Genomic DNA, 22,389 nt, shown 5'->3' with positions numbered 1-22,389 from the left:
AGTTCAGCCAGACTTGCCGATCAGGTTGCCGGCATGCAGACCGCATTCCTTGTGGGTGGCTTCTTCCCACCACCAGCGTCCTTCGCGCTCGTGCTGACCAGGTAGCACCGGGCGGGTGCAGGGCTGGCATCCAATACTGACAAAGCCCTGCTCGTGTAACCGGTTATAGGGCGCCTCAGACATGCGGATGTAATCCCAGACTTCTTTGGAGCTCCAGTTTGCCAGCGGGTTAAATTTTACCAATGGCTTATCGTCGGTTGAGAAGGCGGTATCCAGCTGGACCACCGGCACCTCATTCCGGGTACCAGGGCTCTGATCCCGACGCTGGCCCGTGACCCAGGCATCAAGCGTGGCGAGCTTCCGGCGCAACGGGTTAACCTTGCGGATACCGCAGCACTCAGAATGACCATCTTCGTAAAAACTGAACAGGCCTTTGCGGTTGACCATGTCCTGAACTTCTTTGGCATCCGGGAACAGGACTTCAATATCGATGCCGTAGTGTTTGCGCACCCGATCGACAAACTCGTAGGTTTCCGGGTGCAGTCGGCCGGTATCCAGGGTAAACACCCGGAGGTTGTCGGTCAGTTTGTGAGCCATTTCGATCAGTACGACATCCTCGGCGCCACTGAAAGAAATGGCAATGTTGCCATAGTGGGCGAGGGCGGCTTTCAGGATCGCCCTGGGGCTCTGGCCGTCCAGTTCTGCCCGGAGAGAATCGATGTCAGTCATAATCATCCAGTCTGTATCAATAGCTTGTGCGGCTAGCTTAGCAGCAAACCTTTAATATCCTGAAGGAATGAGGATCTATATCTTTATGCCTTCAGGTCGAGGCAAAAACCGGATACACGATGCATTTGGCCGCGCTTTTTCATATCATACGCCCACCAACCGGGGCGCAGCTGCCCCGCCTTTTTACTTATCGTTCAGGAGACCGTTGTGGAACTCGCATGTCTTGACCTTGAGGGCGTACTCATCCCGGAAATCTGGATCGCCTTTGCAGAAAAAACCGGCATTGAAGAACTCAAGGCAACCACCCGGGATATTCCTGATTACGATGTCTTGATGAAGCAGCGCCTGGGCATTCTGGATCAGCACGGCTATGGCTTGCCGGAGATTCAGGAAGTGATTGGCACTCTGGACCCGCTTCCGGGCGCCCGGGAATTCCTCGACTGGCTGCGTGAGCGCTTCCAGGTGGTGATTCTCTCTGACACCTTTTACGAGTTCGCCATGCCGCTGATGAAGAAACTCGGCTACCCGGCGTTGCTGTGTCATAAACTGGAAGTGGCGGAGAGCGGCCAGATCACCAACTATCTGCTGCGTCAGCGGGATCCGAAACGCCAGTCCGTACGCGCATTCCAGTTGTTGAACTACCGGGTGATTGCCGCTGGCGATTCCTACAACGATACCACCATGCTGGGCCAGGCAGAGGCGGGCATTCTGTTCCACGCGCCCCAGAACGTTATCGATGAGTTCCCGCAGTTCCCGGCGGTGCACAATTTTGACGATCTGAAACAGGAATTTTTGAAGGCGAGCGCGATTCACAGCGCCTGATCGTTCGAATCGCTGATCTGCGCCGCGGCTTTGCGACAGTGGTGCAGATCAGAGTTCCAGCTTTTCCAGAAAATTCATCAGCGGTTTGACCTTGGTAAGTGTCTCCTGATACTCGGCCTCCGGGTCAGAATCCGCCACAATGCCTCCGCCCCCCCAACAACGAATCGTACCGTTGGACTCGCACAGCAGGGTTCGTATCGCGATGTTGCTGTCCAGCCGACCATCAAGTCCGTAATAGAAGACAGACCCGCAATAGGGCCCGCGCCAGTGTGGCTCCAGTTCCCGAATGATTTCCATCGCCCGGATTTTCGGAGCACCCGTGATGGAACCGCCAGGAAAGGCATCGAACAACACCTGAAGTGGGCTGATACCCGGTTTTAACCTGGCCTTGATATGGCTGACCAGGTGGTGGACGTTGGCGTAGGACTCCAGGGCAAACAGCTGTTCAACCTCTACGCTACCGGCCTCGGCGTGAACGCTGAGATCGTTCCGTAACAGATCCACAATCATCAGGTTCTCGGCGCGGTCTTTCTCGGATGCCTGAAGTTCATTCGCCAAATTGATATCGGATTCCGGCGACGAGCCCCGGGGGCGTGTACCTTTGATGGGGCTGGTCTCGACTACGCCCTGATCTATTTTCAGAAACCGCTCTGGCGATATGGAAAGAACCGAGGTGTCACCGACGCTCAGGAAGGCGCTATAGGGCGTCGGGTTGGCGGCAGTGAGCTTCTCGAAGGCCAGCCAGGGATGGCCGCAGAATCTGCCAGAGAATGCCTGGGATAGGTTGGCCTGATAGCAATCGCCATCCTCTATGTAGCGTTTAATCGCTTCGACACCTGATTTGAATTGGTCTGGCGTTTGCGCCGGCGCGAATGGGGCTTCCATGTGCCAGTGCATCTGGAGGTTTTCCGGGGCCGACAGCCATTGTTCAACCTGATCGCGAATCGGAGCAGGGCATGACGGGTGAATCCAGAGCCAGAAACGACTGCTATTTCGGTCAAAACTTGCGGTCCAGAGATAGAGCCCGGCGTGCATTAACGGAACGGTGGAGGCCTCGTGCAATTGCGCCAGCCGCCGTTCCCGGGCGTAGCCCAGTTCGTACCCCAGATAGCCAATCCAGCCGCCAGTGAGATGATACGGGTCGGTACCGCGCTCTACCTGAAATGGTGCGGCAAGCTCTTCCATTTCCCGGGCGAGACTGGCGGTATCAACGGCGGCCGAACTGGCACCAGGCAGTTCCTGCGAGCATACGGCCATGGCCGAGAAACCACATAAGGTGCCGCGACCGGAGCCATAGCCTGCGCTACCCAGAAAGGCGAAATCTGGTGCCCGGCAGGCATGCATCATAAGCTGGTGGTAGGTCGCCCGGGTAAGTTCCCGTGTTGTTGCCCGGCCCAAGGGTCCTCCGGAATCTTGCTGAAATGATAAACAGGCCACAAAAACAGCGTTGTAGCGTTTGCGGCGGCACTGATCTAATGAAATAGCGTCCTGTTCGGACGGAGAGAAAAAGCCGGTGGCTATTCTAACCGAGATAGCAGGGCACCCCCAGCATAAAAACAATGTGAAAGCCGCGCGCTCCTGTTGCGCGAGCTTTTTGAGGAAAGTGGAGTAGGTATGACACAGTTAAAATCCCGTTTGATGACCTTCCTGATGTTTCTGGTTCCCCTGCTCATGGCACCCGGATACGCCAATGCCCAGCAGCCGTCTGAAACTGAAATCAAGGAGATGATTCAGGAGCAGTTTGTGCGGATGTACCAGAAGGGGGTCGATGACCTTGAAAACCGGATCGTGGTGACTGGCGGGGTAAAACCGTTTGCCGTGGTAACCGACACTGGAGACAAGACCAAAACGATTCGGATCAAGCAGATTGAGGAAATGCCGGCAGATTTGGCAATTGAAGTGCTACGGCGCTCGCTGATTGCCCTGGTGAAGAAAGGCAAGATTGGTGCGACGGCGGTATTTTACACGGCGGCAAACCCCAACAAAGAGTCTGAAGCTGATCGGGTTTTGGTGGTTGAAATGGAACATATTTTCGGTCCAACGCTGGCTCAGCTTGTACCTTTTAACGTCACCGATGGAAAAGCTCGTTTTGGCGAGCAGGTTGTTGTTGAGATGGAGAAAAAGATTTTTAACATCAATGTCGGGGAAGAGTCTGAGGAATAGATGTCAGGTGTCCGACAATCCAGGTATCGATTACGTGAAGGTGGTCACGGAACATTCAGTTACTCCTGCAGTACTCTGTAGCCGTGCAGATACAAAAGTACAGCAAACAGTCTGCACGAGATGGAAATAACAACAAACTGTTCCAATTAGGAGAACGTTATGAAAGGCCTGAAAAAAATCGCACTGGCAACGGCCGTTGCTGCAGCTCCTTTTGCCGCTCAAGCTGATCTGAAAGCGCTTGACGACACCACCATGGGTAACGTGACCGGTCAGGCCGGTGTGACCATCGAACTGGAAACCGAAGTTTCCATCGGTGAGTTCCGCTACACTGACGAAGGTTACCTGGCAGTTAACGACATCTCCATCGGTGGCGGCTCCGTTGAGCGTGATGCCAACGGCGCGGTAACTGGCGTATCCGGCATGCTGGACGACCTGCTGATTGACATCGATGTTGAAGCAGACGGCGATGCCGTGATTGATGTTCACAGCATCTCTGGCGCTCCGATCGACTTCGCCGTGGCTGTTGGCTCTGCCTCTCTGAACGCCACTGACGGCAGCGGCGACTCCACTCTGCTGGCCAGCAACATCGGTATCGAGGGTAACATCGGCCTGCTGAACATCCGTGTGGATACCGCCACTGACGACCTGATCATGAACGTTGGCTTCAACGTGACTGACATGGATATGGATGTGGACTTCCTGGGTGTTAACGTGCGTGACCTGACCGTAATGGGCGCGCAGTTCTATGAGCAAGATGGCCAGCCAACTGATGCAGCGGGTATGTTTGCCCAGGCACAGATCACTGTTGGCAAGGGCACTTCTGCCGCTACTGGTGGCGACGCTCTGGAAATCAGCATTCCTTCCTTCGTAGCTGACATCGGTGTAGGCGCGGTTGAGATCGGCGGTGAGTCCATCGGTTCCTTCCGAGTGGACAACCTGGCTGTGACCAACACCACCATGAAGGTATACGGTCACCAGTAAGTTGACCTGACACCGTAAAATGGTGATAACGCCCCGCGCTGCGGGGCGTTTTTTTTGCGCTGATTCAGTCAGACAAAAAAACGGCGACCGCTCTGGTCGCCGTTTTTCATTCCAGGGGCTGGATCAATTACTGATCGGGTACCTGAATGGAAAGGTCAAACCCACCGCCCGGGCGCGGCGTCAGGGTAATTGGGCCTTCGTTAATCGCTTCCGGGATCTGGATTTGGTCAATGCCCGGCGGATTGCCGATACTGAAATTCAGATTCTGGCCATCGAAGCCAATGCCCAACTGGTCGTTCAGGAAAGTCTGTGTGAAGGGTTCATCCGGGATTTCCGGTTGCTGGCCAAAGATAATGGGCAGTGTCCTTGGGGTGAAGTCCGCCGGTGGCTGTGCTCTGGCCAGTTCGTCGACCGGGAGCAGCAGGGCTCTGCGCAGGAACTCCTCTTCGGCATCGGACAGCGCATCTTTCTTGCCCTCATCAAGATAGCGCTGAAGGGCTTCCCGATACGCTTCCTCTTCCGCTTCGCTCAGAACGGGCTCGCCCGGCGAGATGGTGAGGGCGCGGATGATCTTTTCCCGATCCGCCTCTGACTTCTGTTGTTGGCGCGGGACAACAATAACGGCGGAATCCTCCACGTAGGTTTCTACCATCTCGTCGGAGGTCATGGTTTGCACGCCGGCCCAGGCCGGTGTGAGAGTGGTGGCCGTGATCGCGGCTGCAAGCAGTTTGCGACGCATTTGGGATTGCCTCATGCTGAATCGGTTCAAAAGAGGCGCTGCTGAGTGTACTGCTTCAGTCAATACGCTTCATACTATTACTTTTGAGTATTCGGTTTGTCCGACAGTTTTTCAACCGTAAAGTGCCTGGTGTGTGATCAGAATCCGGTGCTCGAGGGTAAATAGTTAAGGAACCATTATTTTTATGGTTTTATGTCCGGATTACTGGCAACCACATTCCATGAACTTTTGGGCCTGAACCCAGTCGCAGGAGCATGATGCGAAACTCTTTAAACGCCCGTTGGCGACGATGGATCAATCGCCGAATCCCGAGAGCAGACAGCCAGACCCTCAGCCAGAAGAACATCTTCATTCTGCCCACCGCGGCCGGCGTGGTGTACGGCTTGTTGCTGTTGGTTATGCTGATTACCGGAATCAATTACCAGAACAGCCTTATCTATCTGCTTACGTTTATTCTCGGAGCCTTGTTTGTGGGAGCCATGCACCAGACCCACAGAAATCTGTCCGGTCTTTCTGTTGCCCTGGTCCGTCCCGGTGAAGGTCGGGCGGGTGATGACATTCCGTTTGTGCTGCGGGTAACTGCAGGCAAGGACCCAGGCCTTGGCCTGAGCCTGTCGGTTGAGGATTCATCGGTTGAGAGCGTGCATGTATCGCCGGGTGAATCCCGGGACGTGGTGCTGCCAGTGCCGTCTGCCCATCGCGGCTATCTTCGTCCGGATCGGATCCGTATCGAAACCCGTTTTCCGTTCGGGCTGTTAAAGGCCTGGTCATGGTTGCGTCCTTCGTCTGCCGGAGTGGCCTTTCCCAGGCCCCTACCGGCACCCGATGCTGCCGGGACCGTGCAGGATGGTAGCGAAGCCGCGTCGTCTGCGCCTGTGGCCGGCCAGGACAATGCCGACCTTCGTCCCTGGCGTGAAGGCGATATGAGTCAGCGGGTCATGTGGAAACGCTTTGCCCGCACAGGCCAGATGATTGTGGCCGACTGGCAGGGCGAGCAAGGCAGTCCGCACTGGCTGGATTTCCAGGCGTTTCCTGGCGTTGATGCCGAGTTGCGGCTGAGTTATCTGGCCTGGATGGTGGCGGACCGGGTACAGAAGAATGCAAGGTTTGGTCTCAGTTTGCCCGGCGATACCATGGAGCCGGATAGTGGTTCACTGCATGGAGAGCGTTGTCTGCGTGCGCTAGCGGTGTGGGGCGAGCAACCGCCGAGGGATCCAGATGGTCAGCCTTTTGGTACCCGTCAGGTCGAGAATGCGAAAGCGGGAGTATCTGGATGATATTGACCATAGCCAGAGTTTTCTCCGCAAAACCGGCAGAACAGGCGCCCATCGAAGCCATCCCCGGTAACGCGCTTTTGTGGTTGATTGCCAGTTTTGCACTGCTCCTGGTTCCCCAATGGGATCGCCTGCCCTGGTGGCTCATCGCGGCCTGCGCTGTGCTGGCAAGCTGGCGCTGGTTGGCACAAAAGGGCCGGGTGAAACTGCCAGGGCGGCTGCTGCGCACAGGAATCATGGTGACTTTGATTGGTGTTTATGCGGCCACCGTGCAGGGGCGATTCACCGTGGATACCGCCGCGTCGTTCTTTGTGTTGGCCGTTGGGTTGAAATGGCTCGAAACCCGGTCCGCCAGGGATTTCTATGTGCTCTTTTTTATTCAGGTCTATCTCGCGGCCGTGAACTTCCTGTTCAAGCAGGATATTGCCTGGGCGTTACTGACCTTCTCGGCCATCGGCTGCCTGATGGTGGGCCTGCAGATTCTTAACGCGCCGGATCTTCCCGGGAGCCTGAGGGCTGGCTGGAAGCGCCTGGGTTTACTGGTGCAGAAAACCCTTCCGGTGGTTGTGCTGCTTTTCGTGTTTTTTCCGCGCATGGCGCCGCTCTGGAGTGTGCCACTGGTTTCTGGAGAGGCCCGCAGCGGCATTTCCGACACTATGCGCCCGGGTGATATTTCCAATCTGGCCCAGAGCAGTGAACGGGCGTTCCGGGTAACTTTCGGGGGCGAGTCGCCGCCGTATCGGGAGCGTTACTGGCGGGGTCTGATCCTCGACTATCTGGACGACGAAACCTGGCGCCAGAGGGACTCCGAAGGTTTTCGGCGACCCGCAAGAGTAGACAACGACGGTGGCGTCGGGCCATTGCAAAATAATGAATACGATATCCTGTTGGAGCCGACGGATGAACGTTGGGCGTTTTCTCTGGAGAATTCGGTAGCGGTCTCGGGCAATGTGGTAAGCACGCCGGAGGATTTGTTCCGGTTTCAGCGCCCGGCCGACAGCCCGGTGCGTTATCGCCTGGCCCAGGTTTCCTCTGAGCCAGCGCCGGCTGAGGCCCTTTCCCCGGCAGAAGCGCGTCGTTATCTCCAGCTTCCTCCGTCCGGCAACCCCCGGGCCAGGGAGCTGGCGCGCGAACTGTCTACCGACCTGTCCCATTCAGAGGTCGTCAACACGTTGCTCCGGCGTTTTCGGGAGCAAGCCTATTTTTATACGTTGCGCCCGCCCACCATGCCAGACGACGGTGTTGATGCGCTGTTGTTTGATGAAAAACGGGGCTTTTGTGCCCACTATGCCGGTGCGGCGACCTTTGTCTTCCGGGCCGCCGGGATTCCTGCCCGAATTGTGGTCGGCTATCAGGGCGGCGACGCCGGGGCGGGCGGAGATTACCTCATTGTCCGTCAGTACGATGCCCACGCCTGGGTGGAGGTGTGGCTGGAAGGCCAGGGCTGGGTGAGGGTGGACCCGACAGCTGCCATTGCGCCAAGCAGGATTGAATCCGGATTGCGGGATGCGGTGGCCGATGAGGGCTCGTTCCTGGAAAATGATCTGACCTCGCCGCAGCGCTACGGTGATGTCGCGATCCTGCAATGGGCGTCGCTCCAGCTCGATCGCATCAATTATCACTGGCAGCGATGGGTGGTAGGTTACCAGGGGCAGAGTCAGATGGATCTGATGTCCCGGTTGCCGGGCAATTTCGGGCTCAAGGAGCTTGGCTACCTGACGGCCGGAGTGGTTGGCTTCACCCTGCTGATCGCAGGTGTTGTCTCGGCTCTTTCGATTCGCCGCGGCGCCCGCAAGGATGCATTCGGTCGGGTGGTGTTGGCCTGGCATCGGCTGTGCGAACAGGTTGGCGTGCCGGTCCGTACCGGTGAAACCCCTGCGACGCTGGCAGAACGCCTGGCGGATGCGCGCCCGGAGGTTGAATCTTCGGCCCGTCTCTTTGCCCGGGCGGTAAACAGCCATTACTATACGGCCTCAACACAGGAAGCTTCCGCGCACGAAGCGCGCAGGCTTACCCGGCTATTGAAAACGATGAAACGACAGCTCCGTCGTAAACCTGAACCCGCTTCACGGACGTTCCGACATGACTGATATCGCGAAGGACATGCCCTGGCTCGGCCGCGCCTGGAGCACGGTGCAGCAACGCCTTGCCCAGGATCGGTTGCCTCACGCGCTGCTGGTCGTTGGTGAGCAGGGCGTCGGGAAAAGGGCGTGGGCAGAAGCCGTCGCTGGGCTGCTGTTGTGCGACCAGCAGGTCGGGCTAGACAACGGAGCACCGATAGCGTGTGGTCAGTGTCGTCAGTGTCAGTTGATCGCGGCGAACAGTCATCCCGATGTCCGGGTGTATTCACCGGAAAAGTCCCGGATGGTGAAGGTGGACCAGATCCGCGCGCTGTCGACGTTTGCCGTGGCCTCGCCACAGGTTGCACACCGCAAGGTGGCCATAGTCGACCGGGCGGATCAGCTCAACATCAACGCCGCCAACGCATTGCTGAAAACTCTGGAAGAGCCTTTGCCGGATGTGACCCTGTTGCTGCTCCAGGAATCCGGGCGGCCGGTACTTCCCACCATACGATCCCGCTGCCAGGCCCTGACAATACCGTTACCTGATGCCGAGGATGCCGGGCGATGGCTGTCTGCCCGGGTATCCGAGTTGGAGGAATCCATCCGCCCGTCGCCGGACACTCTGGCCAAAAGCCTGATGCTGGCGGGTAATGCTCCCAGGCTGGCGCTGGAGTATGCCACTGGCGAGTTTCTTGCGCAGAGGGATGAGGCCTTCGAGGCATTTCGACAGTTCATGAAAGGCCAGATGACGATAGGAGACGCCGCCCGCCGCTTTAAAACGCTGGGACTGGACGATACATTATGGCTGTTTGAAAGCTGGGCCGCGGACCTGGCCCGGTGTGGTGCCGGGGGCGAAGTTCAGGACCCGGAGGCGGCAGACATGTTGGGCTATCTGGCCAGATCCAACCCGCCGTGGCGCGCTCATCAATTGTTGGAGCGGGTTCGGGAAAGCCGGAGTGCGGGCGTATATAACGCAAGCCCGGAGCTTGAGGCCACTCAGCTTCTACTGGCCTGGCGGGAGTTGATGCCCCGGAAGCGGCAGACAACGTGAGCGTTGTTCAGGATCAACTGCTATCATTGCGAAATATCAGTAAATTTGCGTAAAAGGTATTTGATATGGGGCCCGGATTCGGAGCACGCAGCGGTATTCTAACCCTGACGATCAAGGACAAGGCGGTTCTCTATGCGGCGTACATGCCCTATATCCGCCAGGGAGGCCTGTTTATTCCTACCCAGAAGCAATATCAGCTGGGCGATGAGGTATTTCTGCTGCTCAACCTGATGGATGAGCCGGAGAAAATCCCGGTGGCTGGCAAGGTCATCTGGGTTACCCCCAAAGGTGCTCAGGGAAACCGGGCCGCAGGCATTGGCGTGCAGTTCAATGGCGATGACGAAACTGCTCGCACCAAGATTGAATCCTACCTGGCCGGCTCGCTGAGTTCCGATCGCCCCACCCACACCATGTAAGGCCGCTACCGAATGACGGAGACCTCGTTGCCCGGTAGCGTTCCCGAGTCCCGGGCCGGTTGCCATGAAATGCTCTGGCCGCTGGATAACATCACCCTCGCCGGTTTGACGTGGCCGAGCGCTGATAAAGAAGCTTCCCGAACACCGGCAATCCTGCTGCACGGCTGGCTCGACAACGCCATGTCTTTTGCCCGACTGGCACCGTTGTTGGCCGAGAAGACCACGGTACATGCGGTGGATATGGCCGGGCACGGACACTCGGGCCACCGGCCGCCGGGTTACAGCTATTGGTTGATGGACTACGTTGGGGATCTTTCCGAACTGGTGGAACGGCATTTTCCGGAAAGCGAGCGTTATCCTCTGGATCTGGTGGGGCATTCTCTGGGCGGGATCGTCTGCGCACTCTACGCCGCCGCCTTCCCGGAACGGGTGCGTCGATTGGTGATGATTGACAGTCTGGGCGCTCTCAGTCGGCCAGCCCGTGAGACCATTCCCCAGTTGCGGCGGGCATTACAGAAACGCAGGGCCGGTTCTGCTGCCCCGGCGGTCTATCCGGATGTTCAGAGCGCGGCCCGAATCCGGGAGGGCGGGCTAAGTCCTCTGAGCCCCGAGGCGGCAAAAACGCTGGTGCCCAGAAACATGCGCGCGGAGCCTGGTGGATTCATATGGCGCACGGATGCCCGTTTACGACATCCGACACCGCTGATGATGACCGAAGAACAAGTCAGGGCCTCTTTGGCTGCCATCCAGACTCCCGCTTTATTCGTAAGGGCAGAAGAAGGATTGCTGGTTTCGCGCACCGGGCTCGATAGCCGTGCCGATCTGGTTCCCAACCTTGAAACAGTCGATGTGCCCGGTGGGCATCATTGTCATCTTGACGGCGAGGTCACTCCCGTTGCCGAAGCGATTAACAGGTTCCTCTTACATGGCTGATCGTGGCTTTTCTTCGACGGTCGGTGCGCTGGCCGGCCTTATATTGTTAGGTTTCACCAATCCTGCAATGGCTGCCTGGCCGGAAGAGGCGCCAGCCCCGTTCCCGCAGTCAACGCTTGAATCCACGGTCGAAATTCAGTCTGCTGGCCATCTGGTGCTTTTTAGTCCGGTTCGGGAAATTCGTGATGAAATCCGCTCCGAGACCATGGCTCGTCTGCCGGTGCAGGGGCAGGGCCAGCTGTTTGAAATCTCCAGGGATGCAAATCGTCAGGCTGCGAGGGCCCATTACTTCCAGCAATTGTCTGCTGGTGGCGCAAAGATTCTGTTTGAGTGTGCAGGCATCGCCTGTGGCCGCAGTAATGTCTGGGCCAACCAGATTTTCCAGCAATCCCGACTGCTGGGACGGGACGCCACCCAGGATTACCTGGTTGCGGCGACAACCGCTGAGGACGGACAGCAATGGCTGACCCTTGTCTACACCGTGACAAGAGGTAACCTGAGGGAGTATGTCTGGGTTGAGCATCTGAATGTTGGTTTCGGTGCGGCCATTCCCGGGTATACCATTGGAGCTGGCCCGATTCAGGGGCCTTTGGTGATCCCCTGGTCCGGCGGAGTGACGTTTCGTTTTGAGTGGTCAGCGGATGATCGGCGAACCCTGAATGACTGGGCTGGCGATGATGCGGAAGTGGTACTGGCCTCGTTCACCGATCTCGAGCAGGACGAGCCGATCGAAGCGGCTTTGGAGCGCTCTCGCGCTGCGGCGGAAAGCCTGGCCGCGCTGCTGGGTAAATCGGGGATATCGGGAAGTCAGATACGCATTGTTCCGGTTGGGCCGGCCGTCCAGATGAATGACCCGGCCCGGCAGGGTAACCGGGTTGAGGTTCTGGTTATCAAGAGGTAGGGAAATGGCAGATAAGGACAGCCCGGAAAAGGAAGCGTCCGGCAGAACCGCAGCCGCGCAGGACGGCGTCACGTCGGTAGTGACCAGTTCTGGTATTTCTGCGGCGTCAGCGCCGGCCAGTACCGAGCGCATGGAGCCATTGCCTGGTAAGGGCAAAACCGTTGCACTCACCCTTGGTAGCGGCGGCGCCCGTGGCTATGCCCACATCGGTGCGATTGAAGTCCTTCAGGAGCGTGGTTACGAGATCGTTGCCATCTCCGGCTGCTCCATGGGCGCCCTGATCGGTGGCATGTACGGTGCCGGTAAGATGAAAGACTACAAGGACTGGGTGACCGGGCTCGGCCAGTTTGATGTCTTGCGATTGCTGGATGTGACCTTCACTTCTGTCGGCGCTATTCGTGGAGAAAAAGTCTTTTCTGTGGTTCGGGATATTCTGGGCGATACGCGTATTGAGGATCTGCCCATTGCTTACACCGCCGTAGCAACAGATCTTCTGGCCCATAAGGAAATCTGGTTTCAGGAAGGCCCGCTGGACCAGGCTATCCGCGCCTCCATTGCCATACCCAGCGTGGTGACGCCTCTGGTGCTCAACGGCCGGGTACTGGTGGATGGCGCACTGCTCAATCCATTGCCTATTATTCCCACCATCTCAGCCCATGCAGATCTGGTGATGGCCGTTAACCTGAGCGGTGAGGATGATCAACAAAGGCGCATTCCAGACGCTGCGTTTGCTCCGGAAGAAACCAGTAGCGATATGGAGGAATGGGTCGATGCCATTCGCGAAAAGGCGTCCCGCTGGTTTGATTGGGATACCCTGAAAACGCTGGGTTCCCGAAAACCGGAAAGTGGTGAGTCGCCGGAACAGAAAATAAGCCGGGAAATGGCAAAAAAGACGGCGCCCGAGAAAAAGCGTGAAGACGAATCGGGGCGGTCCAGACATCGTGACGAGCACGAGACCATCGACTGGGACAAGCTGGGCATTGGCAAATTCGATGTAATGAACCTGACCATCGAGACCATGCAAAGCGCGTTAGTGCAGTACAAGATTGCCGGCTACCCACCGGATCTGTTGGTTAACATTCCCAAGAATGCCTGCAGAAGCTACGACTATCACAAGGCCCCGGAGCTGATACAACTGGGCCGGGAGCGGATGTTGGCCGCCCTGGACCGGTTTGAACAAAGCCGCAGCAGCTCCGGCCCGCTGGCTCTCTGAGCCACAAGAGCTGCAGCCCGCGCCGCAATGCGCGTATAATGCCGCGCACCATTAGCCAGACCAGGAAGCTAAGTTTTGACCAGTCCCGTTGACGACCTGCACTCCATCCGTGACCTGCTTCGGTTCACGGTTTCCCGTTTTGCGGCTTCGCCAATCTACTTTGGCCATGGCACTGATAACGTCTGGGATGAGGCCGTTCAGCTGGTATTGCGCAGCCTGCATCTGCCGCTGGAAAACAACAATCTGTTTCTGGATGCGCGACTGACCCGTTCAGAGCGGGAACTGATTCTCGAGCGCGTAGAGCGTCGGGTCAACGAGCGTATTCCGATTGCTTACCTGCTTGGCGAAGCCTGGTTTATGGGGATGCCGTTCAACGTTGATGAGCGCGTTCTGGTTCCCCGTTCGCCGATTGGCGAACTGCTGGAGAACGGTCTTCAGCCCTGGTTAGGCGCGACGCAGGTTCAACGAATTCTGGATTTGTGTACTGGCAGCGGCTGTATCGGTATTGGCGCGGCGACGGTTTTTGACGAGGCGGAAGTGGATCTGTCTGATATTTCGGCGGATGCCCTCGCCGTAGCTGAGTCCAATATTGAACTTCATGGACTGGAGGGTCGCGTACGCGCGATTCAGTCGGATGTTTTCGACAACATTGAAGGTCGCTACGACGTGATCGTCAGTAATCCGCCTTATGTGGATGCGGAAGACCTTGCAGACATGCCGGCCGAGTATCACCATGAGCCCGAACTGGGCCTGGCCGCCGGAGACGATGGGCTGGACATTGCCCACCGCATAGTTGCCCAGGCTGCCGATTACCTCACCGACGACGGACTCCTGATTGTGGAGGTTGGCAACTCCTGGGGTGCCATGGATGATGCCTACCCGGATTTGCCGTTAACCTGGCTGGAATTCGAGAACGGCGGCAATGGCGTATTCCTGGTCACTGCCCGGGATCTGCGTGAATGGCAGGCCCGAAAAAGCTAAGATCGTAAATTACAAAACCTGTATAAAGTGCTGAATTATGTCGGGAAATACATTCGGAAAGCTGTTCACCGTCACCACCTTTGGTGAGAGTCACGGCGCGGCCCTGGGCTGCATTATCGACGGTTGCCCTCCGGGCCTGGAGCTGTCAGAAGAAGATATGCAGCGGGACCTGGATCGCCGCAAACCCGGTACTTCCCGGCATACGACCCAGCGTCGTGAGGCGGACGAGGTTCGGATTCTGTCTGGTGTGTTTGAGGGCAAAACCACGGGCACACCGATTGGTCTGATTATCGAAAACACCGACCAGCGTTCCAAGGACTATTCGAAGATTGCTGCTCAGTTCCGCCCGGCCCACGCAGACTACACCTACCACCACAAGTACGGTGCCCGGGATTATCGTGGTGGTGGCCGCTCTTCCGCCAGGGAAACCGCCATGCGGGTTGCTGCTGGCGCCGTCGCCCGGAAGTTTCTTGAGCAGCGTCTCGGGATCAAAGTGCGGGGTTATCTTTCCCAGTTAGGGCCAATCAAGGCAGACAAGCTGGATTGGGAGCAGGTTCACCAGAATCCGTTCTTTTGTCCGGATGCAGACAAGATCTCCGAGATGGAAGCCTACATGGATGCTTTGCGTAAAGAAGGAGATTCGATTGGCGCCCGCATCAATGTGGTTGCGGAGGGAGTTCCCCCAGGCCTCGGTGAGCCGATTTTTGATCGTCTGGATGCCGATCTTGCCCACGCCCTGATGAGCATCAACGCGGTCAAGGGTGTGGAGATCGGTGCCGGTTTTGATTGCATCGAGCAGAAAGGAACAGAGCACCGGGATGAGATGACGCCAGAAGGCTTCCTTTCCAACAATGCCGGTGGTGTTTTGGGCGGCATTTCCTCCGGTCAGCCGATTGTTGCCAGCATTGCACTAAAGCCAACATCAAGCTTGCGCCTGCCCGGCAAGGGCATTGATGTAGACGGCAATCCGGTGGAGGTGATCACCACTGGTCGGCACGACCCGTGTGTCGGTATCCGCGCGACGCCCATCGCCGAGGCCATGATGGCGATCGTCCTGATGGACCATTACCTGCGTCATCGCGGCCAGAACGGCGATGTAGAAGTCACCACGCCGGTCCTCGGCCAGCTCTGATTCAGGGGAGGCGCTACCATCTACTGGCGGCTGTCGAACCTCTATTTCTGGTTTTTCGCCCTCCTTGGAGGGCTTTTGCCCTATTGGTCCCTCTATCTTGAGGGGCAGGGCTACTCCTATCTCCAGATCGCCACATTGATGGCGACCATCCAGCTAACCAAGATCGTTGCACCCAGCGTTTGGGGTTACATCGGTGACCGGACCGGCCAGCGGGTCCGCCTGGTGCGATTTGGTGCTATTTTCGGCTCGCTGTTTTTCGCCGGCGTGTTTCTGGAACCCGGATTCTACGGTCTGTTGCTGGTCATGCTGGTGTTCACCTTTTTCTGGAACGCCATTTTGCCGCTGTATGAAGTCATTACCCTGCGGGTACTCGGCAAGCACCGGGACAAGTACGGCAAGGTTCGTCTTTGGGGCTCTGTAGGATTTATCGGAGCAGTGGCTCTGATCGGCGGGCTACTGGAACTGGTGGAGATTCAGTACTTGCCGTGGCTGTTATTGCCGGTATTCGCAGGGATTGCCGTCTCGGCATTTCTGGTACCTTCCGAGCGTGGTGAGCGCAAGAAGCAATCTGCACCTGTCGGTAGCCTGAAAGCAATTGTCACTCATCCGGCTGTGATTGCTTTTTTCGCGATGAATTTTCTGCTTCAGGTATCACATGGTGCCTACTACACCTTCTTCAGTATCCACCTGGAACAGCATGGATACGGCAAGCTGGCTATCGGGTTGCTGTGGTCACTCGGAGTCATCGCAGAGATAGGCTTGTTTCTGATTATGCACAGGCTATCCCGGCGTTTTAGTGTACGGCAGGTGGTGCTGGGGGCACTGGTGCTGACGATGATCCGCTGGGGCCTGATTGCCGAGCTTACGTCGGTATTGCCGGTGCTGATCTTTGCCCAACTGTTGCATGCGGCTTCTTACGGCGCATTGCATGCAGTATCCGTCCAATACATTCAGGGCTTTTTCGGTAAGCACCATCATGGCCAGGGTCAGGCTCTTTACAGTGGCCTGACCTTTGGCGCCGGCGGGGCGCTCGGTGCATGGTTATCCGGTTTCCTGGTGGATGGTTTCAGTACCTCCGCGGCGTTCTGGGGTGGTGCCGCCGCGATGGCCCTTGCGATTATCGTAACCTGGCGGGGTTTGCAGCCGCCACCTCAGCTCCAGCACGATCATTGACTGGACTCTGGTCGCGTTTCTTCCTCTTCTACTATCTGCAGCAATGCCTGCGCGGCACTACCCAGTTGTCGGCGGGAGAGCGCCACGGCACCCAGAACCCGGGTAACAGGGTGGGGCACTTCAAGCACTTTCAGGCTGTTATCGAGCATGCTGACCGGCAAAATGCTCCACCCAAGGCCAACGCTTACCATCATTTTGATGGTTTCCAGGTAGTTAGTTGGCATCAGGGGTCTCAGGGTGAGGTTGGCTTCCAGAAACAGACGGCTGACCACCCGGTAGGTGGCGGTACTGGTATCCGGTAGCAGCGCCGGGTGTGGAGCGAGGTCAGAAAGTGAAGGGCTCGCCAGTGTTGCGAGAGGGTGTTCTTTCCCAACCACGAAGGCCATTGGGTCTGGCCACTGGGCAAGGATGGAGAATTCCGGATTCATGCTGTCGCTGAGGGTCACAAAGGCCAGTTCTGCGTTGCGTTTGTTCATCTGGTCGTAGGCGGCATCGGACTCCATGAATTGCAGATGCAGATCTACTTGAGGGTATTCCCGGCGGTAGCGGCGCAGCCAGTTGGGCAGGTGGTGCAGGCCGATGTGGTGGCTGGCGATGGCGTGGAGTTCGCCTCCGATGCTGTCGGCGCTGGTGGTCAGGGCCATGCGGGCGTTGTGGATTTCGTCGAGGATTTTGCGGGCATGGGGGAGGAGTCTTGTGCCGGCTTCGGTCAGGCGGATTTCCCGGTTGCTGCGGTCGATCAGTCGGGTGTCCAGTTGGGTTTCCAGGGCGGCCAGGCGTTTGCTGATGGCTGGCTGTGTCAGGTGTAGGGTTTCAGCGGCTTCTGAGAAGGAGCCTTGGTCGACGATTGTCAGGAATGCTTTCAGGGAGTTTGCGTCCATTGGGCAGAACCTTTGACGTTGGTGTGAGCGCGGCTTTGGGTGGCCTCTCCCGAAAACCGCTACAAGCACATCCATGTGCGCTTCTCTCCGGCCATCCATGGCCTCCGACATTTTCGGGAGAGGCCACCCAAACCCGCTATCGGTAATCACAGTATGCCGTCTGGTGACAAATGCCAGCAGGCGCGCAGAGCGTATGGGGCCTTACCCGCCCGTTCGTGACCTGCGCCGAAGTATGGCTCTACTATTTTTGATTCCTGGTTGGAATGCAAGTCATAAAAAACATGAATTGAAGTTATTCGTGACGCAGGGGTATGATGTCACCATTCGAAGCAGAAACAGAAACCCCCAGAGAGTGAGAGAGAATCATGGCGGGCAAGACTTTATACGACAAATTGTGGGACGACCATTTGGTCAAGCAGCGGGACGATGGTTCCGCGTTGATTTACATTGATCGTCAATTGTTGCACGAAGTGACATCACCTCAGGCCTTTGAAGGCCTTCGTCTGGCCGGCCGTAAGCCTTGGCGGATTGATGCCAACATCGCCACGCCGGATCATAACGTACCGACTACGGATCGTGACAAAGGCATCGACGGTATTGTGGACCCGGTGTCCCGCACCCAGGTGGAGACGCTGGACAAGAACTGTGACGAATTCGGGATTCTCGAGTTCAAGATCAAGGATCAGCGCCAGGGTATCGTGCACGTGATTGGGCCGGAGCAGGGTGCGACGTTGCCGGGCATGAGCATTGTCTGTGGTGATTCTCATACTTCTACTCACGGCGCTTTTGGCTGTCTGGCTCATGGTATCGGCACGTCTGAAGTGGAGCATGTTCTGGCGACCCAGTGCCTGGTCCAGAAGAAGATGAAGAACATGCTGGTAAAGGTGAACGGTAAGCTGGGCGCGGGTGTTACCGGCAAGGATGTGGTTCTGGCGATCATCGGCAAGATTGGTACCGCCGGTGGTACCGGTTACGCCATTGAATTTGGTGGCGAGGCGATCCGTGGTTTGAGCATGGAAGGCCGAATGACCATTTGTAATATGTCCATCGAAGCCGGTGCCCGGGTGGGTATGGTGGCAGTGGATGACACCACCATCGAGTATGTCAAAGGTCGTCCGTTTTCGCCCAGGGGTGAGACCTGGGACAAGGCGGTTGAATATTGGCGCACGCTCCACAGCGACGATGATGCGGTGTTCGACAAAGTGGTTGAGCTTGATGGTTCCGCCATTCAGCCTCAGGTGAGCTGGGGCACGTCGCCGGAGATGGTGGTTGGTGTAGAGGGCGCGGTGCCGGATCCTGCGAAGGAAGAGGATCCCATCAAGCGCGAGGGGATCGTCCGCGCGTTGAAGTACATGGGCCTTCAGCCGAATCAGAAGATTACCGATATCAAGCTGGATCGCGTGTTTATCGGTTCCTGCACCAACAGCCGAATTGAGGATCTGCGGGAAGCTGCGGCGGTGGTTAAGGGCCGTAAGGTGGCTGCCAGCCTCAAGCAGGCGATGGTGGTTCCGGGTTCCGGTCTGGTAAAAGCCCAGGCGGAGCAGGAAGGTCTCGACAAGGTCTTTATCGAGGCGGGTCTGGAGTGGCGTGATCCGGGTTGTTCCATGTGTCTGGCTATGAACGCCGACAAGTTGGGGCAGGGCGAGCATTGCGCGTCTACCTCCAACCGGAACTTCGAAGGTCGTCAGGGCTTTGGTGGGCGGACTCACCTGGTGAGCCCGGCTATGGCCGCCGCGGCAGCGGTGACTGGCCACTTCGTTGATGTCCGTGAATTGATGAACTGAGCCACAGGAGAGAGACCATGCGAGCATTTACGCAACACCAGGGCATTGTTGCCCCCATGGACCGTTCCAATGTGGACACGGACATGATCATTCCCAAGCAGTTTTTGAAGTCCATCAAGCGCACGGGCTTTGGCCCGAACCTGTTCGATGAGCTGCGTTATCTGGATGAAGGCAAGCCGGATCAGGATTGCTCCAACCGCCCCCTGAATCCGGACTTTGTGCTGAACCAGGATCGCTACAAAAACGCCAGCGTGTTGCTGGCGCGGACCAATTTTGGCTGTGGTTCGAGTCGTGAGCACGCGCCATGGGCGCTGGATGATTTCGGTTTCCGGGTGATTATTGCTCCGAGTTTTGCTGATATTTTCTACAACAACTGCTTTAAGAATGGACTTTTACCCATTGTTTTAGATGAAAAAGTGGTTGATAAGCTGTTCCGGGAAACCGAAGAGAATGAAGGCTATCAGCTGACGGTCGATCTCGAATCGAAAACGGTGACGACGCCCGGTGGCGAGTCGTTCAGTTTTGAGGTGGACGATTTCCGTCGTCATTGCCTGCTGAACGGTCTGGACGACATTGGCGTGACTCTGGAAGATGCGGATACCATTCGCGCTTATGAAGAATCCCGGCGCAAGACCGCTCCCTGGTTGTTTAATACTGGAAACTGATTAACAAGGAATTGGATTATGTCCCGTAATGTATTGCTCCTGCCGGGCGACGGCATTGGTCCGGAGATTGTGGCAGAAGCGGAGAAGGTTCTGCATAAGGTGAATGACCAGTTCGGTCTGGGTCTTGGTTTTGAGTCTGCTCTCGTTGGTGGTGCGGCGATTGATGAAACAGACACACCGCTGCCTGAAGAAACCCTGGAGAAGGCCCGTAAGGCTGACGCGATTCTGCTGGGGGCCGTAGGCGGCCCTAAGTGGGACAGTCTGCCGATGGCGAAGCGTCCGGAGAAGGGGCTGCTGGGGCTTCGCTCCAATCTTGAGCTGTTCGCCAACCTGCGTCCGGCCATTCTGTATCCGCAGCTGGCGTCTGCCTCGTCTCTCAAACCGGAAGTGGTTTCAGGGCTGGATATTCTGATCGTGCGCGAGCTGACCGGTGGTATCTATTTTGGTCAGCCTCGCGGCGTGCGTGAACTGGAAAGCGGTGAGCGCCAGGGCTACAACACCTACCAGTACACCGAGTCCGAGATTCGGCGTATTGGACGGGTTGCCTTTGAGGCGGCCCAGCAGCGGGGCAAGAAGTTGTGTTCGGTTGACAAGGCCAACGTGCTGGAAGTGACCGTGCTGTGGCGGGAAATCATGGAAGACCTTAAGCGGGAATATCCTGATGTGGAGCTTTCCCATATGTACGTGGATAACGCTGCCATGCAGCTGGTCCGTGCGCCGAAGCAATTCGACGTGATTGTGACTGGCAACATGTTTGGTGATATTCTTTCTGACGAAGCGGCAATGCTCACCGGTTCTATCGGCATGCTTCCCTCAGCGTCACTGAATTCCGACAAGCAGGGTATGTATGAGCCGTGTCACGGCTCGGCGCCGGATATTGCCGGGCAGGGCATTGCCAACCCGCTGGCTACCATCCTCAGTGCTGCAATGATGTTGCGTTACAGCCTGAATGAGGAGAAAGCTGCCCTGGCCATCGAGGCGGCGGTCAGCAAGGTGCTGGACCAGGGGCTGCGTACCGCCGACATTATGTCGGAAGGCGGTCAGAAGGTATCTACCCGCGACATGGGTGAAGCGGTTCTGAACGCGCTTTAACGCACCACTGGTTTACTTAATCGAGACCCGACAACGGCAGGATGCAGCCGTTGCGGGATCATCCATCCTGTCCCTGCCAGCGATAACGGTAGAGGGTGGGCATAAAACGAGGTTCAAAGGTCGCACATGAAGCGAGTTGGACTTGTAGGTTGGCGTGGCATGGTGGGCTCGGTCCTCATGCAGCGCATGCGCGAAGAAAATGATTTTGCCGACATCGATCCGGTGTTTTTTACCACTTCCCAGGCAGGGAAGCCGGCCCCGGACGTAGGCAAAGACGGCGTTCCACCACTGCAGGACGCGTTTGATATCGACATCCTCAAGGGAATGGATGTGATCGTTACCTGTCAGGGCGGCGATTACACCACCGAGGTTTACCAGAAGCTGCGTGATGCAGGCTGGGACGGTTACTGGATTGATGCGGCATCCACCCTGCGTATGGTCGATCACTCTGTGATCGTGCTGGATCCGGTTAACCGTAACGTGATCGATGCGGCCCTGGATAAGGGCGTAAAGGATTATATCGGCGGTAACTGCACCGTGAGCCTGATGATGCTGGCCCTGGGTGGCCTGCTGGAGCAGGATCTGATCGAGTGGGTGTCTCCGATGACTTACCAGGCAGCGTCCGGCTCTGGTGCCCAGAATATGCGGGAGCTGTTGAATCAGATGGGCACGCTGAATGAGAGCGTCAAATCTGAGCTGGCTGATCCGTCTTCCGCCATCCTCGAAATCGATCGCAAGGTGACCGATACCATGCGTTCCGGCGATTTCCCTACCGAGCATTTCGGTGTGCCGCTGGCGGGCAGTCTGATTCCGTTTATCGACAAGCAGCTCGATAACGGCATGAGCAAGGAAGAGTGGAAAGCGGGCGTCGAGACCAACAAGATTCTGGGTCGTAGTGACAATCCGATCCCTATCGATGGTATCTGTGTGCGCATTGGCGCCATGCGTTCCCATAGTCAGGCGCTGACCATCAAGCTGAAGAAAGACCTGTCAGTTTCCGAAATTGAAGGCATTCTGGCCAAGGCCAACGACTGGGTAAAGGTCATTCCCAATGATCGCGATGCCACCATGCAGGAGCTCACTCCGGCGAAAGTGACCGGCACATTGAGCATTCCGATTGGTCGTATTCGCAAGTTGTCTATGGGGCCAGAATACATTTCCGCTTTCACAGTGGGTGACCAGTTGCTGTGGGGTGCTGCAGAACCGCTGCGTCGGATGCTGCGAATCCTTCAGGAACGTTAAAAAGTGTTACACAGCGGTAATTAATGCCAACTGTGTCCGGTTTTTTGCAAGCCGGTCAGGGGCGGAGGCTGATTTCAGCGTCCGCCCCTGTTATTTTCAAGGGCGCTAAGGAGTTCCGCCCGATAGATAAAAAAACGGTGCAAGGATTGCAGCT

Annotated in this window: 21 protein-coding genes; 17 read left to right on the top strand and 4 right to left on the bottom strand. The window is 57.1% G+C overall.

Annotated elements, in window-relative coordinates; genetic code table 11:
• Window positions 1-3: 3 nt before the first annotated feature.
• Window positions 4-729, bottom strand: a complete 726-nt coding sequence (locus ACSSVV_RS00830; protein ID WP_022991155.1) for a phosphoadenylyl-sulfate reductase — start codon at window positions 727-729, stop codon at window positions 4-6.
• A gap of 207 nt (window positions 730-936) precedes the next feature.
• On the opposite strand from ACSSVV_RS00830, the gene thrH reads away from it, so the two are divergent.
• On the top strand, window positions 937-1,551 hold the full coding sequence (gene thrH / locus ACSSVV_RS00825; RefSeq protein ID WP_022991156.1) for a bifunctional phosphoserine phosphatase/homoserine phosphotransferase ThrH: 615 nt from the start codon (window positions 937-939) through the stop codon (window positions 1,549-1,551).
• A 48-nt stretch (window positions 1,552-1,599) separates the two neighbouring features.
• On the opposite strand, the gene pabB is transcribed toward thrH, so the two are convergent.
• Window positions 1,600-2,949, bottom strand: coding sequence for an aminodeoxychorismate synthase component I (pabB, locus tag ACSSVV_RS00820; RefSeq protein WP_454105383.1), 1,350 nt, complete (start codon window positions 2,947-2,949; stop codon window positions 1,600-1,602).
• Between the two features lie 183 nt (window positions 2,950-3,132).
• Between pabB and ACSSVV_RS00815 the strand changes: the two genes are divergently transcribed.
• The gene (locus ACSSVV_RS00815) at window positions 3,133-3,714 is read left to right on the top strand and encodes a hypothetical protein (RefSeq protein ID WP_227501047.1); all 582 of its coding nucleotides are present in this window, start codon (window positions 3,133-3,135) and stop codon (window positions 3,712-3,714) included.
• A gap of 159 nt (window positions 3,715-3,873) precedes the next feature.
• On the top strand, window positions 3,874-4,695 hold the full coding sequence (locus ACSSVV_RS00810; protein ID WP_454105382.1) for a DUF6160 family protein: 822 nt from the start codon (window positions 3,874-3,876) through the stop codon (window positions 4,693-4,695).
• 127 nt (window positions 4,696-4,822) lie between these two features.
• Here the strand turns inward: ACSSVV_RS00810 and ACSSVV_RS00805 are convergent, their stop codons facing one another.
• Entirely contained in the window at window positions 4,823-5,434 is a 612-nt protein-coding gene (locus ACSSVV_RS00805; RefSeq protein ID WP_224848525.1) for a hypothetical protein, read from the bottom strand.
• A 254-nt stretch (window positions 5,435-5,688) separates the two neighbouring features.
• Between ACSSVV_RS00805 and ACSSVV_RS00800 the strand changes: the two genes are divergently transcribed.
• From ACSSVV_RS00800 to ACSSVV_RS00755, 10 genes are all read left to right on the top strand, one after another.
• Complete coding sequence (locus ACSSVV_RS00800; RefSeq protein ID WP_454105381.1) at window positions 5,689-6,711, top strand: DUF58 domain-containing protein; 1,023 nt, start codon at window positions 5,689-5,691, stop codon at window positions 6,709-6,711.
• A complete protein-coding gene (locus ACSSVV_RS00795) occupies window positions 6,708-8,798 on the top strand; it encodes a transglutaminase TgpA family protein (protein WP_454105380.1) in 2,091 nt (696 codons plus the stop codon). The genes ACSSVV_RS00800 and ACSSVV_RS00795 overlap by 4 nt, the downstream gene beginning before the upstream one ends.
• Complete coding sequence (gene holB / locus ACSSVV_RS00790) at window positions 8,791-9,822, top strand: DNA polymerase III subunit delta' (protein ID WP_454105379.1); 1,032 nt, start codon at window positions 8,791-8,793, stop codon at window positions 9,820-9,822. The genes ACSSVV_RS00795 and holB overlap by 8 nt, the downstream gene beginning before the upstream one ends.
• 65 nt (window positions 9,823-9,887) lie before the next feature.
• Window positions 9,888-10,238 carry a PilZ domain-containing protein gene (locus ACSSVV_RS00785; RefSeq protein WP_454105378.1) on the top strand — a complete coding sequence of 117 codons (351 nt, stop codon included), beginning with the start codon at window positions 9,888-9,890 and terminating at the stop codon, window positions 10,236-10,238.
• Window positions 10,239-10,250: 12 nt separating this feature from the next.
• Entirely contained in the window at window positions 10,251-11,171 is a 921-nt protein-coding gene (locus tag ACSSVV_RS00780) for an alpha/beta fold hydrolase (RefSeq protein ID WP_454105377.1), read from the top strand.
• Complete coding sequence (locus tag ACSSVV_RS00775) at window positions 11,164-12,072, top strand: DUF4892 domain-containing protein (protein ID WP_454105376.1); 909 nt, start codon at window positions 11,164-11,166, stop codon at window positions 12,070-12,072. Before ACSSVV_RS00780 ends, ACSSVV_RS00775 begins: the two co-directional genes overlap by 8 nt.
• Window positions 12,073-12,076: 4 nt before the next feature.
• The gene (locus tag ACSSVV_RS00770) at window positions 12,077-13,285 is read left to right on the top strand and encodes a patatin-like phospholipase family protein (RefSeq protein WP_226596336.1); all 1,209 of its coding nucleotides are present in this window, start codon (window positions 12,077-12,079) and stop codon (window positions 13,283-13,285) included.
• A 75-nt stretch (window positions 13,286-13,360) separates the two neighbouring features.
• Complete coding sequence (gene prmB / locus ACSSVV_RS00765) at window positions 13,361-14,266, top strand: 50S ribosomal protein L3 N(5)-glutamine methyltransferase (protein WP_023010098.1); 906 nt, start codon at window positions 13,361-13,363, stop codon at window positions 14,264-14,266.
• 37 nt (window positions 14,267-14,303) lie between these two features.
• Window positions 14,304-15,398 carry a chorismate synthase gene (gene aroC / locus ACSSVV_RS00760; protein WP_141066935.1) on the top strand — a complete coding sequence of 365 codons (1,095 nt, stop codon included), beginning with the start codon at window positions 14,304-14,306 and terminating at the stop codon, window positions 15,396-15,398.
• 18 nt (window positions 15,399-15,416) lie between these two features.
• Window positions 15,417-16,571 (top strand): MFS transporter, encoded by a 1,155-nt coding sequence (locus tag ACSSVV_RS00755; RefSeq protein WP_454105535.1) that lies wholly within the window; start codon window positions 15,417-15,419, stop codon window positions 16,569-16,571.
• Here ACSSVV_RS00755 and ACSSVV_RS00750 read toward each other — a convergent pair.
• Complete coding sequence (locus ACSSVV_RS00750; RefSeq protein WP_454105375.1) at window positions 16,565-17,452, bottom strand: LysR family transcriptional regulator; 888 nt, start codon at window positions 17,450-17,452, stop codon at window positions 16,565-16,567. The two genes, ACSSVV_RS00755 and ACSSVV_RS00750, sit on opposite strands and share 7 nt — an antisense overlap.
• Window positions 17,453-17,817: 365 nt before the next feature.
• On the opposite strand from ACSSVV_RS00750, the gene leuC reads away from it, so the two are divergent.
• From leuC to asd, 4 genes are all read left to right on the top strand, one after another.
• Complete coding sequence (gene leuC, locus ACSSVV_RS00745) at window positions 17,818-19,236, top strand: 3-isopropylmalate dehydratase large subunit (RefSeq protein WP_454105374.1); 1,419 nt, start codon at window positions 17,818-17,820, stop codon at window positions 19,234-19,236.
• A 17-nt stretch (window positions 19,237-19,253) separates the two neighbouring features.
• On the top strand, window positions 19,254-19,901 hold the full coding sequence (leuD, locus tag ACSSVV_RS00740) for a 3-isopropylmalate dehydratase small subunit (protein WP_141066938.1): 648 nt from the start codon (window positions 19,254-19,256) through the stop codon (window positions 19,899-19,901).
• An 18-nt stretch (window positions 19,902-19,919) separates the two neighbouring features.
• Complete coding sequence (gene leuB / locus ACSSVV_RS00735) at window positions 19,920-20,993, top strand: 3-isopropylmalate dehydrogenase (RefSeq protein ID WP_228223558.1); 1,074 nt, start codon at window positions 19,920-19,922, stop codon at window positions 20,991-20,993.
• Window positions 20,994-21,119: 126 nt separating this feature from the next.
• Window positions 21,120-22,235 (top strand): aspartate-semialdehyde dehydrogenase, encoded by a 1,116-nt coding sequence (gene asd / locus ACSSVV_RS00730; RefSeq protein WP_031210539.1) that lies wholly within the window; start codon window positions 21,120-21,122, stop codon window positions 22,233-22,235.
• The last annotated feature ends 154 nt before the right edge of the window (window positions 22,236-22,389 follow it).

The organism is Marinobacter sp. MBR-105 (assembly GCF_053628895.1).
This window is presented reverse-complemented; position numbering and strand designations above follow the sequence as displayed.